The sequence below is a fragment of the Burkholderia metallica genome, from assembly GCF_001718555.1.
Lineage (GTDB): Bacteria > Pseudomonadota > Gammaproteobacteria > Burkholderiales > Burkholderiaceae > Burkholderia > Burkholderia metallica.
This window is the reverse complement of the sequence record NZ_CP013401.1, coordinates 3,540,786-3,556,612: the sequence shown is the minus strand read 5'-3', so window position 1 is coordinate 3,556,612 and position 15,827 is coordinate 3,540,786. Positions and strand designations below refer to the sequence as shown.

Below are 15,827 nucleotides of genomic sequence, written 5' to 3'. Positions count from 1 at the left end.
CAAGTAGCTGTCGTTTTTTGCATGCACAGCGCGGCTCGCCGGCGCCCTTGTCGCGGTCACGCAACAAGGCCCGAAGCGGTCGTGCGAGCGTGCCTCGGACGCCTGCGTCACAGTCGTGGAGAGGCAGGCGGGAGCCGAAGCGGCGTGCGGGATTCTTGGAGATAAGGCGAGATTCTAACGCCAAACGCGGCCACAGCGGGACTTATCCACAGGCCGGAAGGGTGGGTCGCGGGGCCGGATCGGCGCGGGCCGGCACAGGCGCGTGACGCGTAAAGTATTGACCGTCAAGAGAAAAACGGTTTAAATAGCGGGTTCCGCGAAAACCAATCCTGTATTCCCGGCGATTGCGTTCGCCCGAATGCCTCCGGTTAAGGGCACGCGGTCCCCTGAATTTCGACATTCTCGAACAAGTGAGAACATCATGAAACGTACTTACCAACCGTCCGTGACGCGCCGCAAGCGCACCCATGGCTTCCGTGTCCGCATGAAGACGGCAGGTGGCCGCAAGGTCATCAACGCTCGCCGCGCGAAGGGCCGCAAGCGCCTCGCCATCTAAGGCAGGTTGCGCGCTGTGTCCGCCGTCCGCAGTGGTGCGGAAGGTGCCGTCGAGCCGGGTGCGAATCCGTCGCAGACGAAAGCCGCCTTCCCGAAAGCTGCGCGACTTCTGAAAACGGATGAATTTTCATCCGTTTTTCGTTTGCGCCCCTGGCGGCGCTCCGCGCACTTCGTGATTTACGGCAAGCCGACCGGTCAGCCTGCACGTCTGGGGCTCGTCATCGGCAAGAAGTATGCGCCGCGAGCGGTAACCCGTAATCTCGTGAAGCGGCTGGCGCGCGATGCGTTTCGCCTGCGCCGGGCCGAATTCGCCGGTTACGACCTGCTGCTGCGGCAGCACACGCGCTTCGACAAGAAAGCGCTGCCGAGCGCGGCTTCCGCCCCGCTCGCGGCGATGTGCGCGGCCGAGATCCGCGAACTGCTCGACAGGGCAGTCCGGGAAATCGCCCGCCGCGTGTCGAAGCCCGCGTCCGAGTGACGCATCCGTGCCCGGCGCGGCGTTCGCGCCCGTCCGGCCGTTTTTGACGCGGCGTCGTACGGCGCCGCCCAAGGTATGAAAACGGTATTGATCGCCTTGCTGCGCTTCTACAAGGTTGCCGTGAGCCCGATGCTCGGCAACCGTTGCCGTTTTTATCCTTCCTGTTCGGATTACGCGCGCGAGGCAATCCAGTATCATGGCGCCGCGCGCGGCACGTATCTCGCCGTCAGGCGCGTGTGCCGATGCCATCCGTTTTCCGCGGGCGGCATCGACCTCGTCCCGCCGCCCAACTCCGACACTCGCGCTCGCGGCGAAGCCGACGCGCGGTCCCATCGACTCTGAGACAACGCATGGATATCAAACGCACCGTCCTATGGGTGATCTTCTTCATGTCAGCTGTCATGCTGTACGACAACTGGCAGCGCTCCCATGGACGCCCGTCGATGTTCTTCCCGAGCGCCACGCAATCGGCCCCCGCGGCCGCTGCCGGCGGCGCATCGGGCACGGGCGCGACGACGACGACCGCAGGTGAAGTGCCTGCCGCCGCAGCCGGCGCCGCACCGTCGACGACGGCACCGGCCGCCCAGGCGCAGCTCGTGAAGTTCTCGACCGACGTGTATGACGGCGAAATCGATACGCGCGGCGGCACGCTCGCGAAGCTGACGCTGAAGAAGCAGGGCGACGGCAAGCAGCCCGACCTGTACATCACGCTGTTCGACCACACGGCCGGCCACACGTATCTCGCGCGCTCGGGCCTGCTCGGCGGCGATTTCCCGAACCACAACGACGTCTACACGCAGCTGAACCCCGGCTCGACGTCGCTGACGGGTGACCAGAATGCGCTGAAGCTGTCGTTCGAATCGCCGGTGAAGGGCGGCGTGAAGGTCGTGAAGACCTACACGTTCACGCGCGGCAGCTATGTGATCGGCGTCGACACCAAGATCGACAACGTCGGCACGACGCCTGTCACGCCGACGGTCTACATGGAACTCGTGCGCGACAACACGGCCGTCGAAACGCCGATGTTCTCGCACACGTTCCTCGGGCCGGCGGTCTATACCGACGCGAAGCACTTCCAGAAGATCAACTTCAGCGACCTCGACAAGAACAAGGCCGACTACGTGACCTCCGCCGACAACGGCTGGGTCGCGATGGTGCAGCACTACTTCGCGTCGGCGTGGATTCCGCAGCAGGGCGTGAAGCGCGACATCTACGCGGAGAAGATCGATCCGACGCTGTACCGCGTCGGCGTGAAGCAGCCGGTCGCCGCGATCGCGCCGGGCCAGTCGGCCGACGTGCAGGCGCGCCTGTTCGCCGGTCCGGAAGAAGAGCGCATGCTCGAAGGCATCGCGCCGGGCCTGGAGCTCGTGAAGGACTATGGCTGGGTGACGATCATCGCGAAGCCGCTGTTCTGGCTGCTCGAGAAGATCCACGGCTACATCGGCAACTGGGGCTGGTCGATCGTGCTGCTGACGATTCTGATCAAGGCCGTGTTCTTCCCGCTGTCGGCTGCGAGCTACAAGTCGATGGCGCGGATGAAGGAAATCACGCCGCGCATGCAGGCGCTGCGCGAACGCTTCAAGAGCGATCCGCAGAAGATGAACGCCGCGCTGATGGAGCTGTACAAGACCGAGAAGGTCAATCCGTTCGGCGGCTGCCTGCCGGTCGTGATCCAGATCCCGGTGTTCATCTCACTGTACTGGGTGCTGCTCGCATCGGTCGAAATGCGCGGCGCGCCGTGGGTGCTGTGGATTCACGACCTGTCGCAGCGCGATCCGTTCTTTATCCTGCCGGTGCTGATGGCCGTGTCGATGTACGTGCAGACGAGCCTGAACCCGACCCCGCCGGACCCGGTCCAGGCGAAGATGATGAAGTTCATGCCGATCGCGTTCTCGGTGATGTTCTTCTTCTTCCCGGCCGGCCTCGTGCTGTACTACGTCGTGAACAACGTGCTGTCGATCGCACAGCAGTACTACATCACGCGCAAGCTCGGCGGGGCCAAGAAGAAACCGGCCTGACGCCCGTTGCGCTCACGGGCGGCTCGCCGCCCGCGACGCACGAAAAAAAGCCGCATGGTTTGCCATGCGGCTTTTTGCTTTTTGCCTGCCGCGGTTGCGGTGCGGGTTCAGCCCTTCTTCGCGTCGCTCGCGTCGCCGTAGAACTCCTCGACCAGTTCCTGCACGAGATAACGATGATGGGGCGCCAGCGCTTCGATCTTCGACGCGAGTTCGATCGTCTCGGGTGTCGGCGGATAGCGTGCGTCGCGCGGCAGCGGTTGCGGCGTCGGGTGTTCGATCACGCTCGGCGACGGGCCGTAATGCAACCAGTGAAGTTCGACGCGCAGCCATTCGGCGAGCGTTGCGAGTTTGTCCGATGTCGGAATCGTCCGCCCCGTCAGCCATTTATGCGCGGTTTGCGGCGAAACGGGCTGGGCTCCGCGGTGACGCAGATTGAATCGGTTCGCCAGCTCGGTCGCACCGGTGACCTTCTCCGGGCTGCGCCGCAGGGCGAATTTCAGGCGTTCCGAGAACGCGGCTTTTTCTTCGGGTGTCGGCATGGGGGAGATTGTGCAATTCTACCGGCGCGTTTCAGACAACCGTTTAGGATAAACATAACTCGTTCAGACGAATCCCGGTCCTGATCAGGTTGGGAGTGGAATTGAGGGACGTAGCGTTGGGCTGCTCCAGCAGCCATACTCGTCCGAAACGGGGGCTGCGAAATGACGCTCGACTGATGTCTGGCTTATCCCCGGCGGGATAAATTCGGGCGCGTCCGAATCCCGCGCGGCGGCCGGTGGCGCGTGTGCCGGCACGCTACAATGCCGGCGTTCCGATGCACGAACTGTTGCGCGGGCGCACCATATTCTCCGATCACCCGATTCATCCGATTCCCATGCTCGCTACCGATTCCGATCCGATTGTCGCTATTGCCACTGCTGCCGGCCGCGGAGGCATCGGGGTCGTCCGCGTGTCGTTCGGGCGCGGCGGCGAAGCGGCCGCGTTGCCGCTGATCGACGCGTTGTGCGGACAGAAGCTCGCGCCGCGCCATGCGAGCTACGTGCCGTTTCTCGATGAGCACGGCGCGCCGCTCGACCGCGGGATCGCGCTGTATTTCCCGGCGCCGCATTCGTACACCGGCGAGCACGTGCTCGAGTTGCAGGGGCATGGCGGGCCGATCGTGATGCAACTGCTGCTGCAGCGCTGCCTCGATGCGGGTCGCGGCTTCGGGCTCAGGCTCGCGGAGCCCGGCGAATTCACGCGGCGCGCGTTCCTGAACGACAAGCTCGATCTCGCACAGGCCGAGGCCGTTGCCGACCTGATCGAAGCCAGCACCGAAGCTGCGGCGCGTTCGGCCGGCCGTTCGCTCGACGGGGCGTTTTCGCGGCAGATCCATGCGCTCGTCGACGACGTGATCACGCTGCGGATGCTGGTCGAGGCGACGCTCGATTTCCCCGAAGAAGAGATCGATTTCCTGGAAGCGGCCGACGCGCGCGGCAAGCTCGCGAAGATCCGCGCGCAGCTCGCGCACGTGCTCGGCGATGCGCGGCAGGGCGCGCTGTTGCGCGAGGGGCTGTCGGTCGTGCTCGCGGGGCAGCCGAACGTCGGCAAGTCGTCGTTGCTGAATGCGCTGGCCGGTGCGGAGCTGGCGATCGTCACGCCGATCGCGGGCACGACGCGCGACAAGGTTGCGCAGACGATCCAGGTCGAAGGGATTCCGCTGCACATCATCGATACGGCCGGGTTGCGCGAGACGGAGGACGAGGTCGAGCGGATCGGCATCGCGCGGACGTGGAGCGAGATCGAGCGTGCGGACGTCGTGCTGCATCTGCTGGATTCGCGCACCGGGATGACGGCGGACGACGAGACGATCGCGGCGCGGTTTCCGGGCGGCGTGCCGGTGGTACGCGTGCTGAACAAGACGGATCTGACCGGTGTGGCGGCGTGCGTCGAACATCCGGCCGCGGAAGGCGATCTGACGGAGGTGCATCTGTCGGCGAAGCGCGGTGACGGGATCGACATGCTGCGTGCGGAGTTGCTGCGGATCGCCGGGTGGCAGGCGGGGGCCGAAGGCGTGTATCTCGCGCGCGAGCGGCATTTGATCGCGTTGCGGGCCGCGCAGGAGCATCTGGCGCAGGCCGCGGATCATGCGGAGCAAAGGGCGCAGTCGTTGGATCTGTTTGCCGAGGAGCTTCGGCTTGCGCAGGAGCAGCTCAATGCGATTACCGGGGAGTTCACTTCGGATGATCTGCTGGGGGTGATTTTCAGCAGGTTTTGTATCGGGAAATAGAAGCGAAAAGGATTGCGGGGCGGGAATGGCACAGCTATCGCCCGGCAATAGAACGTGCCTGCATCCGCGTGACGACTGCCAGTCAGATTGACACTGTGGTTTTACAGATGCGGACGGGCCGCTAGCACCCGATCGATAAACGATGGCGGCAGCGACACATATACAGAATCATCTCCGCCGTCACCTTTTGAAAATGAGACGTAGGCCTCGCTATAACTATTCCAGGAAATTGCGGGAGTCGGTGTACTGAATGTGTGCTGGGCTATTAACCTCCCAGTTTGTGCGATGTATACGCGGCCGACATACCGTGAATCTCCACCTGGAACCCAATCTAAAAGGCACAGGTCGGCAAGATACATTCCATCCGGAGATATCGACGTTCTGCACTCTTCCCCTCGAGGCGTTCTGTCAAAGGCAAAGGTGCCAATCAGTGCCGTGGCGAGCAGTGTATAAGTAATTTTCAAAGAAATTGTCATGATTTATTGTTGAATTTGATCATAGTGAAATTTCTATGGGAGGGGAGATTGGGATGAATTTTTTGTCAGAGTAGGTGATAAAGTCTCCGCCTCTGCCATGTATCTCGGACCATTTTCTAAAATCAATATTTTCTACCGGATAGTGGACGTTTTCCTTGACGAGTGGATCACCTCTGGCGACGGCATATTTGACATATGGGATATGCTCGGAGTTCGAGAATGCGGCGATTCCACTATATGGAACAATGATGACGCCGTCGCTACTCCAATGCCCTAAGTATTGGGATCGCTCATTAGATTTGTCGGTGAATGTATAGTTGTCTTTCACATATACCCACACTCCGGTCACTTCAGCTATTGTTCTGTGTGAATCCACGTCCCACGAGAAGCGCGCGCTTCCGAGCGCCGCATAGATATTGAAGGATCCGAGTGCTCCGGATAGGTCGTCAGGCACACCATTGTTGCGAAGTTGTGCATCTAATTGAGTTTCGATTTTTTGCCCAAACGTGCTGTCTACTTTTGAGTATTGAAATTGGAATCTTCGGTGCAAATCCCGAAGATCATTGCCACATATGTCGTCGGTGTAGAGTCGCGCTGCGCAGTCTTTATGCGGGATCAATAGTTTGTAAAGCTCGACTCTGGATTTGGATGAGCGAATCATTTTATTAATAAGGTGGTCGAATTGCCGCTTCGCTCGGGGGAAGCGCATAATCCAATCCAATTTAATAGTGGACATGTCATACATGTCGGATGGATATGGTTTTCCATCTTGATTGATTTCTAGCGATTCATCCGAGGAAGTCCGTGAATAATTTAACTTTCCAGAGAACCATCGCTCCATAAGTTTGGCAGATGTCGGGAGGTACATTTTACGCATTGCTGCGGGAATCTCTTGAATATCGAACGCTGGTACAGAATCGCTCTTTTTTAGTTTCACGATGGCGGGTTTGGGAGGGGCGGAGGCATTTAGCCAAACTTGAAAGCGTGCCAGCGCCTTGCCGGCCTTTTCCAAGTCATCAACCATTTTGTCAAGCGAGTCGCGCTTGGGCGTGGCGGAGGAATGTTTGAGTTCGGTTGCGTTCGATTTTTGTTGCACCGGAAGCGGCGACGCAGGTTTATCCATGGATAACGAGATATTTGGAACAATCTTGCATCCATCGGCACCATCGTGAAGTTTCCACTTCCAGAAAATTTTATTTATCGTGAAATAGGGAATTTTTTCATTGTTCGATGCCATTTCTATTTGGGATCCGGTGATGTTGGGTGGTATGCGCGATGCCTGTTACGCTAGCGTGACCGCACCCGTAAAATCAATCGGACTAGTTCGAAATCGTTGCTAATGTGACTGAGTTTTGGGTCAAATATTCATGGGGTTTTATTGGTCGTCTAAGCGCACCGGGATCTTGAGGCCGTCGATAGGTGTGCAGATACTCAAAGGGGTTGTGACTTTTTATTTTTCTCGCCAAGGTAGCAGGTCGGGCGTTAGCTATCATTGTCCTGGTGCCAACGGTGGCCGGTGCAGCGGATATTCCATGGGTAGAATATCCCGTTGCGGTGGGTGATGTACGAGTCGCGGGGAATGTCTATTACCCGGTTCGGAATAATTCATTTCGCGAGTGGCAGCAACGTCATCGTCGAGGTGGCGATTTCGTTATTTTTCAGATCACCGCTATATAACGTTGCGAGAACCCATTAGGCTTCGATTCGCATGAATGTGAATATTAATGAGTCGGGCATATGGTTGGCGCTCGCTCTTCTGGCGATAGTATTGCCCGTTATCGTGCTCGCTTCGATAGTGCGGTTGCTAAACTCTTTCTTGTCTGGCTCAGGAAGTTGGGCTGATGTTGTTGCGAAGGAGGTTTGGATTTTCATTCGACGCGCATTCGTTTCGGCTGCCGTCGTCACTGTCCTCGGGTTTGGCTGGAGCTACTGGAAAGACGTACAACTGCGCGCGATTTGCGATTCACGCACGCAAAAAATCGAACGCTCCCCGCACGGAGGCTATTGGGCACGATACTGCTATTTTGGAGATACGATCGTTCTCAGGCTTTACGACAGGGAGGGCGAGCGTCTCGTTGCCGAGCGAACGTATCGGGACGGGTCTCGCATACCCGTTGAGCTTCATTGGGCGAAGGAGGCATTGATGTACCCCCAAGGGCTCGAGTTCGGCGAAACATTTGGCGAAATCAGTTTGCCACCGACTCTTCTTGACCGGATGATGGCGCGGCTTCCCTAGCAGATCACGTTCGACGCCCATGCTTCGCCAGCACATCGCGCTCAAGGGAGGGGACGCCTGATTGAGTTGCGGTCCGGATCATCGATCCAGCATGGGCGAGCATGCCGATCAACCCATCCGGACCCCCACCCGCCTCAATCCCAATGATGGTGATGGTAATACCCGCCACCGCCGTAATACCCGCCGTCAGGCACGACGATACAGCCGCTCAACAACACGGCGACGCCGGCAATCAGCAAAAGGGTCTTCTTCATCGCGTTCACCTGCTCGGGTTCAATATGTGAAACCCAGCATAGCGAGCGCCCACAACACCGGCTGTAAGCGATCGTTTCCCTGCTCCGCAATCCGTAACGGCGGATTATTCCGGTCACAATGACCGTAACAATTAGCCAAACAGCAGACATTTCAGGCGACGACGACCCGGTTTCGCCCCGCATCCTTCGCACGATACAGCGCGGCGTCGGCGGCTTCGATCAACGCATCGGGCGTCGACAGGTCGTCGGCCGACACGGTCGCGCAGCCAACGCTGACGCTCACGCGTCCAGCCGGCGAGTCGGGCATCGCGAGATCGAGCCGCAGCACGGCTTCGCGCGCTTCGTCGGCCACGACCCGCGCGCCGCGCGCGCCCGTGTTCGGCAGCACGATCGCGAACTCTTCGCCGCCGTAACGCGCGACGATGTCGGCGGGCCGCCGCACCGCGCTCGCGAGCGCATTCGCGACCGCGATCAGGCATGCGTCACCCTTCACGTGACCGAACGCGTCGTTGTACGCCTTGAAGTGATCGACGTCGACCATCAGCAGCGACAGCGGTTCGCCTTGCCGTCGCGCCTGCAGGAACAGCATGTGAAAGTGATCGTTGAAGTGGCTGCGGTTGAACGCGCCCGTCAGGCCGTCGCGCGCGGACGAACGGATCAGCGTCGCGTGCGCCTCGAAGAGCCGCTGGTACAGCATCGTCACTTCCCACGCGAGCACGCACACGAGCACGCCCGGCGTGAACATGCTGAACACGCGTGCGAGATACCAGCCGACCGTGAAGCGATTCGTGCTCATCAGGTTCAGCGTCGTGTCGGTGAGGCATGCGAGCACCGCGATCGCGAGCCACAGGTCGAGCGTCGTGCGCAGCCGGCCGGTGGCGAGCACCGCGACGAGCGCCAGCGCATTGAGCAGCCACACGACGAGCGCGACGCCGTTGACGGGCAGCAGCGCCGCGTCGCCCGGCGGATGAAACGCGGGCGGCAGCGACACGTTCAGCGCGAACAGGCACAGCAGCCCGGCGGCGACAGCAGGCCCGCCGATCAGCGCGAGCGTCCACCAGCGTGTCTGCCGCGCGCCGATCGGGGCGCGCGCCAGCCGCTCGCGCGCAAGCAGCGCAACCATCACGAAACCCGGGAAGCCGGCGTGCCAGAAGATCCACATCCACGCGGCGCTTTGCGGTTGCGCGCCGAACAGCCCGTGCGGCGCGAATACGCCGGGAAAGGTGAGCAGTTGCAGCGCGACGGCCAGCGCAGTGAACGCGTAGGCGCCGCCGAGCGCACCGAGCACCGGCTGGCGCGTCACGGTGAACTGCGCGCCGAGAAAGAATGCCGCGATGCTCGCGGTCGTGAACACGGTGAGCGCGCACATCGGCATGAACGGCTCGACGGCCGGCAGCGCGACGTTCGCGTGCGGCGCGGCGATCCCGAGCGCAAGCAAGATGACGAGCGCCGTCAGCGCGCCGAACCAGAGCTGACGTTGCGTCGTGTGCTGGATCAGGATGCCTTCCATGGCGTTCCCCGGTCACGTAGGCGAAAACGCCCGATCTTTGCGTCGGGCGACAGGCAACCGGCCGCGATGCGACCGGTGCGGCCTGATCCTATCGCGTTATGGGTGCGCGCTCAAACCCCGAGGCCGGGACCGAAGTTGCCGGCGACCCAGCGGGTGACGGCGTCGACGTCCGCGTAGTCCTGCTCGGGCAGGCCGTCGAGCATCGACAGCACGTCGTTGCTGGCGCCGGCGTCGCGCGCGGCATCGACGATCGCGTCCTTGTTGGCCGGATAGCGGACGGCTGCCAGCACGTCGGCGATCTGCAGGTCGATCGTTTCGCTAGGAATGTCGTGCGGCGGCGGGTCGGGCTGGTCGTTCACGGCGGCGTCTCGCGGAGTGAGCGGGTTGAGCAGGTCGAACAGGTAACGGATCGAGGCGGAATCCGGGTGCGGAATGGGGCGCGCAACAGCGCGCGTCACGCGTTCACATGCCGAAGCAGCCAGGCCGGCGCACCGTGCGGATGAACGGTGCCCGGACTCAATGCCCGCGTCGCACGCGGCGCCACGGATGCTTCCAGTCGATATGCGGTGCATTGTCGTCGCGGGGATGCTGGCGCCGATGTTCCTGCCACAGCTCGTCGGAAAACAGCGCCGCGACGATCACGAGCGGCAGCACGAGGAATATACCGAGTATCACTTGCTCGATCACGATAGCCTCCTTGCGGTGGCAGGAACCCTTGCTCCCATTCTAGGCTCTGAACTTCGCCCGCGTTCAATTTCTTACAGCGCGGAACAGGCCCGGATGCGGCCGTGCCGCCCGTGCGCCGGCATCAAAAAAGGACATGAACATGCAACTCCAGAACGATACCCACACGCTCGCGCTGCGGCCGCTGGAGCGCCAGGACCTGCGCTTCGTCCACGAGCTGAACAACGACGCCAAGATCATGCGCTATTGGTTCGAGGAGCCGTACGAAACCTTCTCGGAACTGTCCCAACTGTACGACCGCCACGTGCACGACCAGCGTGAGCGCCGTTTCGTCGCGGTCGATGCGCAAGGCGAGCTGGTCGGCCTCGTCGAGCTGATCGAGCTCGATTACATCCATCGACGCGGCGAGTTCCAGATCATCATCGCGCCGCAGTGCCAGGGGCGCGGCTATGCGGGGCAGGCGACGCGCCTCGCGATCGAGTACGCGTTCAAGGTGCTGAACATGCGCAAGCTGTACCTGATCGTCGATACGTCGAATGCGGCGGCGATTCACGTATACGAGAAATGCGGATTCCAGCACGAGGCCGAATTGAGGGAAGAATTTTTCGGAAACGGCGCGTATCACAACGCTTTTCGGATGTGCATTTTTCAGCGCGATTATTTCGAGCGCGAGCAATCCGCCTGAATCCGCCGGGTAAAAAACATCGATGAATGCCGCCCGCGGCGGGGCTTACGTGGGCACCGGATACATGCGGGGAAGTACGGATAAATACTGATTCGCTTATACCTGGCATTTTTCTTGTATCAGGTAAATGCGATTCCGCGTTGCGGTAAAGTCGAATCATTTCGGATGACTTTATGTGCAACGCATCAAAATGATCCGGGTAGCGAAATGGATTATCCAAACCGTTCAATTGCCCTGTTGTAAATTTGATGAAAGCCTTGCTGAGCAACGCTTTCCAACCGGCGGCGCGGGCCCTTGCGCGATACGGCCCGCATCGATGCGCGGGCGCATCGCGCAAAAAACGGGCTGCGCACGGGGTGCGACAATCCGCCGCTATTGCGGTCGCACAACAAATGTGCTTGCTATCGCTTGCCGGTCTTCTAAAGTGAAAAACGCGGGTTCACGATCATCTTTAAACGCATAGCTAACCCAGCCTGGTGCCCGCAAGCCTGGAGACAGAACATGATGAAGCGTACCGGTATCCTTTTTGCCCTCGTCGGCGCATTTTGCGCGGTGTCGATTGCCCAAGCCGGCGGCGATTCGGCCGTCAAGCCGAAGCAGGAAATCCAGTTGACGAAGAACGCATGGGGCTGCCTGTCGAAAGACAATCTGGACTCCGTACTGAATCACGAGCGTGACGGCAAGTCGCAGGCGAAGCAGCAATACTTCGACGACTACCGTTGCCTGTCGGTGCCGGAAGGCCAGCGCTTCCGCGTGGTGTCGGTCGATCAGGGCGACGTGCAGTTCGTCAGTGCCGACAACAGCGACCAGCAGGGTCTCTGGACCGATTCGCGCTTCGTCAAGCAGTAACCCGACGCAGCGACTGTCCGTTCATCGCGCCGTCGCACGACGCGCGCGAGCGCACCGGCCCGATCGGCCGGCGGCGCGAACCGAACACGGCCCGGCCCATGCCGGGCCGTTGCGCTGTGGGGCGCCGGGGCGCACATGACACGCGCCGGACGGCGCGCATTCGGTATCATCACGGCCCGACCGAACCGAATGCCCGCCCGGGCCGACTCCGCATGGCGCTGAAATCCACGATCTACAAAGCCGAACTGCAAATCGCCGACATGGATCGGCATTACTACGCCGATCACGCGCTCACCGTGGCGCGCCATCCGTCGGAAACCGACGACCGGATGATGGTGCGAATCGTCGCGTTCGCGCTCTTTGCGCACGAGCGGCTCGAATTCTGCAAGGGGCTGTCGGACGTCGACGAGCCCGACCTGTGGCAGAAGGATCTGACGGGCGCGATCGACGTGTGGATCGAGGCCGGCCAGCCCGACGAACGGCGCATCTCGAAGGCGGCCGGCCGCGCCGGGCAGGTCACGGTGATCGCGTACGGCGGCAAGACGTCGGAGATCTGGTGGCAGGGCGTGCGCAGCAAGGTCGAGCGGCTGCGCAACGTGCAGGTGCTGTCGCTGGGCGACGGCGTCGCGGCCGCGCTCGGGCGGCTCGCGGAGCGCACGATGCGCCTGCAGTGCACGGTGCAGGACGGCGCCGCGTGGATCTCGAGCGCCGACCACGATCCGGTGGCGGTCGAATGGACGGTATTGAAGGCGCGCGCGGACGCGTAACGGCCCGCGCGCCGGCCGCGCTCAGCCGACGGCGGCCGGCGGCCCCTTGAATTCGACCATGTTGCCTTCCGGGTCGAACAGGTAGATCGACGGCCCGTAGCCGCCGGCGCCGTAGCGTTCCGCGGGCGCGCCCGGCCGGGCGCCGTGTGCGGCGAAATGGGCGATCAGCGCGTCGGGATCGAACGGCTCGACGCGCAGGCACAGGTGATCGAGGTTGCGCCCGGTGCCGGGCGGCCCGCTGTCGGGCCGGTCGATCGGGCCGCCGACCGTCAGCAGGTCGATCAGCGCGTCGCCGGCGCGCAACTGCACGAGGCCCAGATCGGGCTGCTCCTTCTCCACATGGCAGCCGACGGCGTCGCAGTAAAAGCGCGTCATCGCCGCCATGTCGGTCACGCGCAGCACGATGTGATCGATCCCGCGGATGGTGGGCTTCATGAACGGATACTCCTTCGCAGTCGACGAGCATCGAGTGTAGCCGCATCGCGCCTGCGCCGCCGGCCGGGCCGCGGCACGATCGACGGACGAAAAAAAGCCCGTTCACGCAGAGCGGAACGGGCTTAATCCATATCAGGAGGAGACATGGAGGAGACAGTTCCAACTATACACACGGCGATGGTGCGACGCAATATTCCGAATGCAAAAAAACGTCAGGACGGCGATTTGTCGCATCCGCAGTGCAGCAAAATGGTGACGGGACGATGACGAAAACGGCGCCGGAGCAGCCGGCGCGCGCGTTTTGCCGGATTTATTTTCAGTGGATGCGCCCCTGATTATCTCGGCCGAATCACAGAGCAAGATTCAGGGCGCGACGGCACGTGCCGATGTCTAGAGTAGGCACCATCTACACTACAGAGTGCGAGGGTTCCGATGAAAACCGCCTATCCGACCGACGATGCCCGCTGGGGCGCCATCACCAAGCGCGATCCGCATGCGGACGGCGCGTTCTTCTATGCGGTGCGCACGACCGGCGTGTTCTGCCGTCCGACCTGCGCGTCGCGGCTGCCGCGTCGCGAGAACGTGTCCTTCTTCGCCGATCCGGCGGCCGCCCGCGCAGCCGGTTTCCGGCCGTGCAAACGCTGCCAGCCGGAAGGGCTGCCGCGCGAGCTCGAGATCGTCAACCGCGCATGCGCGGTGCTCGATGCGCATGCCGAACGCATTTCGCTGCAGGCACTGAGCGATGCCGTGCACGTGAGCCCGTTCCACCTGCAGCGGCTCTTCAAGCGCGTGGTCGGCGTGTCGCCGCGGCAGTACCAGGCCGCGCAGCGCGGCGCCGCGCTGCGGCAGGCGCTCCAAAGCGGGCAGCCGGTCACGCAGGCGGCCGTCGACGCGGGCTTCAACTCGCCGTCGCGGCTCTATGCGTCGGTGCCGCGCGAGCTCGGGATGGCGCCGTCCGCGTTTCGCCGCCAGGGGGCCGGCTTGCGGATCGACTATGCGACCGCTGCGACGCCGCTCGGCACGGTGCTCGTCGCCGCGACCGGGCAAGGCATCTGCCGGATCGCGTTCGGCGACGAACCGGCGGCGCTCGTCGGCGAGCTGAAGGACGCGTTCGCACGCGCCGAGCTGGTCGAGGCGCCCGCGCGGCTCGCGCCGTTCGTCGAGCAGATCCGCGCGTATCTCGACGGCACGCGGCATGCGTTCGACCTGCCGCTCGACATCGCGCCGACCGCATTCCAGCAGCGCGTGTGGGAAGCGCTGACGCATATTCCGTACGGCGAAACGCGCAGCTACTCGGAGATCGCCGAGGCGCTGGGTGCGCCGCGGGCGGTGCGCGCGGTGGCGTCGGCCTGCGCGTCGAACCCGGTCGCGCTGGCGATCCCGTGCCATCGCGTCGTACAGAAGGGCGGCGCGCTTTCAGGGTATCGTTGGGGCGTGCGCCGCAAGGCGACGCTGCTCGCGTCCGAAGCGCGTCATGTGCACGACGATCAAACCGAATCCGTAGTGGAGGGCAGCGCAGTTTGAGCATCGCAAAAACGACGATTACATCCATCGTGAACGGCGGCCCTGTGCCGCCGTCCGCGCAAATGGAACTGCGCTTCAATGCGCCTTACGACTGGGCGCGCGTGCTGCGCTTCTTCAGCGGGCGTGCGATTCCGGGCGTCGAGCAGGTGGCGGGCGGCGTGTATCGCCGCATCGTCGACCTGCATGGCGACGCGGGCCGGCTCACGGTCGCGAAACATCCGCGCAAGCATTGCCTGGTCGCGACGGTCGAAGGCGCGATCGTGCGTCATGTCGACGACGCGTTCGCGATGCGCGTCGCGACGATGTTCGACCTCGGCGCCGATCCGGCCGCCATCGGCAGCGGGCTGGCGCGCGATCCGTGGTTCGCGCCGCTCGTCGAGGCCGCGCCGGGGCTGCGTGTGCCGGGCGCATGGTCGGGGTTCGAGCTGGCCGTGCGCGCGATCGTCGGCCAGCAGGTGAGCGTGAAGGCCGCGACGACGATCGTCGGGCGGCTCGTCGAGCGGGCCGGCGAGCGTGTGATTCCGGACGACGACGGCGCGCCCGCGTGGCGCTTCCCGACGCCCGACGCGCTGGCCGCGTGCGACCTCGACAAGATCGGGATGCCCGGCAAGCGGGTGGCGGCGTTGACGGGCGTGGCACGCGCGGTGGCGGCCGGCGACGTGCCCGTCGATCGCGAGCATGCCGATCTCCCGACGCTGCGCAGCGCGTGGCTCGATTTGCCCGGCATCGGCCCGTGGACCGTCGAATACATCGCGATGCGTGCCTGGCGCGATCCGGACGCGTGGCCGGCGTCCGATCTCGTGCTGATGCAGTCGATCGCCGCGCGCGATCCGGCGCTCGACCGGCTCACGGCCCAGAAGCATCGCACCGAAGGCTGGCGGCCGTGGCGCGCCTACGCGGCGCTGCATTTGTGGAACGACGTGGCCGACCGGGCGGGTGCCGCGCGCGGCGGGTGACGGAGGCGGGCGATCGTCGACGCCCGCGGCCGGGTGCGACCCGACGAGGCCGCGATGCAACCCGTTGCGCAGGTCGTGCCGATATCCGCAGGCCGCCCGCGCCATTCAGCGCACCCATCGCCCGTCGAAAA

The 15,827-nt window shown here is 63.0% G+C and carries 18 protein-coding genes; 12 read left to right on the top strand and 6 right to left on the bottom strand.

Annotation, left to right across the window (positions count from 1 at the left end; all coding sequences use genetic code 11):
• Positions 1-421 precede the first annotated feature (421 nt).
• The 4 genes from rpmH to yidC all read left to right on the top strand — a co-directional run bounded on the left by rpmH (position 422) and on the right by yidC (position 3,051).
• Positions 422-556 (top strand): 50S ribosomal protein L34, encoded by a 135-nt coding sequence (rpmH, locus tag WJ16_RS16085; RefSeq protein ID WP_004198824.1) that lies wholly within the window; start codon positions 422-424, stop codon positions 554-556.
• A 15-nt stretch (positions 557-571) separates the two neighbouring features.
• Complete coding sequence (gene rnpA / locus WJ16_RS16080; RefSeq protein ID WP_069257895.1) at positions 572-1,033, top strand: ribonuclease P protein component; 462 nt, start codon at positions 572-574, stop codon at positions 1,031-1,033.
• Positions 1,034-1,108: 75 nt separating this feature from the next.
• Positions 1,109-1,375 carry a membrane protein insertion efficiency factor YidD gene (gene yidD / locus WJ16_RS16075; protein ID WP_006489939.1) on the top strand — a complete coding sequence of 89 codons (267 nt, stop codon included), beginning with the start codon at positions 1,109-1,111 and terminating at the stop codon, positions 1,373-1,375.
• Positions 1,376-1,383: 8 nt separating this feature from the next.
• Positions 1,384-3,051, top strand: a complete 1,668-nt coding sequence (yidC, locus tag WJ16_RS16070) for a membrane protein insertase YidC (RefSeq protein WP_069257894.1) — start codon at positions 1,384-1,386, stop codon at positions 3,049-3,051.
• 107 nt (positions 3,052-3,158) lie between these two features.
• Here yidC and WJ16_RS16065 read toward each other — a convergent pair whose 3' ends face one another.
• Positions 3,159-3,590: a transcriptional regulator gene (locus WJ16_RS16065; RefSeq protein WP_069257893.1), complete on the bottom strand. Its 432-nt coding sequence runs from the start codon at positions 3,588-3,590 to the stop codon at positions 3,159-3,161.
• A gap of 335 nt (positions 3,591-3,925) precedes the next feature.
• Between WJ16_RS16065 and mnmE the strand changes: the two genes are divergently transcribed.
• Entirely contained in the window at positions 3,926-5,320 is a 1,395-nt protein-coding gene (gene mnmE / locus WJ16_RS16060) for a tRNA uridine-5-carboxymethylaminomethyl(34) synthesis GTPase MnmE (protein WP_069258102.1), read from the top strand.
• 495 nt (positions 5,321-5,815) lie between these two features.
• Here the strand turns inward: mnmE and WJ16_RS33345 are convergent, their stop codons facing one another.
• Complete coding sequence (locus WJ16_RS33345; RefSeq protein WP_084636029.1) at positions 5,816-7,033, bottom strand: DUF6402 family protein; 1,218 nt, start codon at positions 7,031-7,033, stop codon at positions 5,816-5,818.
• Positions 7,034-7,296: 263 nt separating this feature from the next.
• Between WJ16_RS33345 and WJ16_RS35935 the strand changes: the two genes are divergently transcribed.
• Positions 7,297-7,473, top strand: coding sequence for a DUF6402 family protein (locus tag WJ16_RS35935; protein WP_367648834.1), 177 nt, complete (start codon positions 7,297-7,299; stop codon positions 7,471-7,473).
• Between the two features lie 31 nt (positions 7,474-7,504).
• Complete coding sequence (locus WJ16_RS16055; RefSeq protein WP_069257892.1) at positions 7,505-8,032, top strand: hypothetical protein; 528 nt, start codon at positions 7,505-7,507, stop codon at positions 8,030-8,032.
• A gap of 405 nt (positions 8,033-8,437) precedes the next feature.
• On the opposite strand, the gene WJ16_RS16050 is transcribed toward WJ16_RS16055, so the two are convergent.
• From WJ16_RS16050 to WJ16_RS35300, 3 genes are all read right to left on the bottom strand, one after another.
• On the bottom strand, positions 8,438-9,796 hold the full coding sequence (locus WJ16_RS16050; protein ID WP_069257891.1) for a sensor domain-containing diguanylate cyclase: 1,359 nt from the start codon (positions 9,794-9,796) through the stop codon (positions 8,438-8,440).
• 110 nt (positions 9,797-9,906) lie between these two features.
• On the bottom strand, positions 9,907-10,155 hold the full coding sequence (locus WJ16_RS16045; RefSeq protein WP_069258101.1) for a DUF2795 domain-containing protein: 249 nt from the start codon (positions 10,153-10,155) through the stop codon (positions 9,907-9,909).
• Positions 10,156-10,312: 157 nt separating this feature from the next.
• The gene (locus WJ16_RS35300; protein WP_167375374.1) at positions 10,313-10,483 is read right to left on the bottom strand and encodes a hypothetical protein; all 171 of its coding nucleotides are present in this window, start codon (positions 10,481-10,483) and stop codon (positions 10,313-10,315) included.
• Between the two features lie 139 nt (positions 10,484-10,622).
• On the opposite strand from WJ16_RS35300, the gene speG reads away from it, so the two are divergent.
• From speG to WJ16_RS16030, 3 genes are all read left to right on the top strand, one after another.
• Positions 10,623-11,165, top strand: a complete 543-nt coding sequence (gene speG / locus WJ16_RS16040) for a spermidine N1-acetyltransferase (protein ID WP_069258100.1) — start codon at positions 10,623-10,625, stop codon at positions 11,163-11,165.
• Between the two features lie 501 nt (positions 11,166-11,666).
• Positions 11,667-12,014, top strand: a complete 348-nt coding sequence (gene sap1, locus WJ16_RS16035) for a surface attachment protein Sap1 (protein WP_059232871.1) — start codon at positions 11,667-11,669, stop codon at positions 12,012-12,014.
• Positions 12,015-12,226: 212 nt separating this feature from the next.
• A complete protein-coding gene (locus WJ16_RS16030) occupies positions 12,227-12,781 on the top strand; it encodes a YaeQ family protein (RefSeq protein ID WP_069257890.1) in 555 nt (184 codons plus the stop codon).
• 21 nt (positions 12,782-12,802) lie between these two features.
• Here WJ16_RS16030 and WJ16_RS16025 read toward each other — a convergent pair whose 3' ends face one another.
• The gene (locus tag WJ16_RS16025) at positions 12,803-13,216 is read right to left on the bottom strand and encodes a VOC family protein (protein ID WP_069257889.1); all 414 of its coding nucleotides are present in this window, start codon (positions 13,214-13,216) and stop codon (positions 12,803-12,805) included.
• A 432-nt stretch (positions 13,217-13,648) separates the two neighbouring features.
• Between WJ16_RS16025 and ada the strand changes: the two genes are divergently transcribed.
• Together ada and WJ16_RS16015 are read left to right on the top strand one after the other, a co-directional pair.
• Positions 13,649-14,740 carry a bifunctional DNA-binding transcriptional regulator/O6-methylguanine-DNA methyltransferase Ada gene (gene ada, locus WJ16_RS16020; RefSeq protein WP_069257888.1) on the top strand — a complete coding sequence of 364 codons (1,092 nt, stop codon included), beginning with the start codon at positions 13,649-13,651 and terminating at the stop codon, positions 14,738-14,740.
• The gene (locus WJ16_RS16015; protein ID WP_069257887.1) at positions 14,737-15,696 is read left to right on the top strand and encodes a DNA-3-methyladenine glycosylase family protein; all 960 of its coding nucleotides are present in this window, start codon (positions 14,737-14,739) and stop codon (positions 15,694-15,696) included. The genes ada and WJ16_RS16015 overlap by 4 nt, the downstream gene beginning before the upstream one ends.
• Positions 15,697-15,827 lie beyond the last annotated feature (131 nt).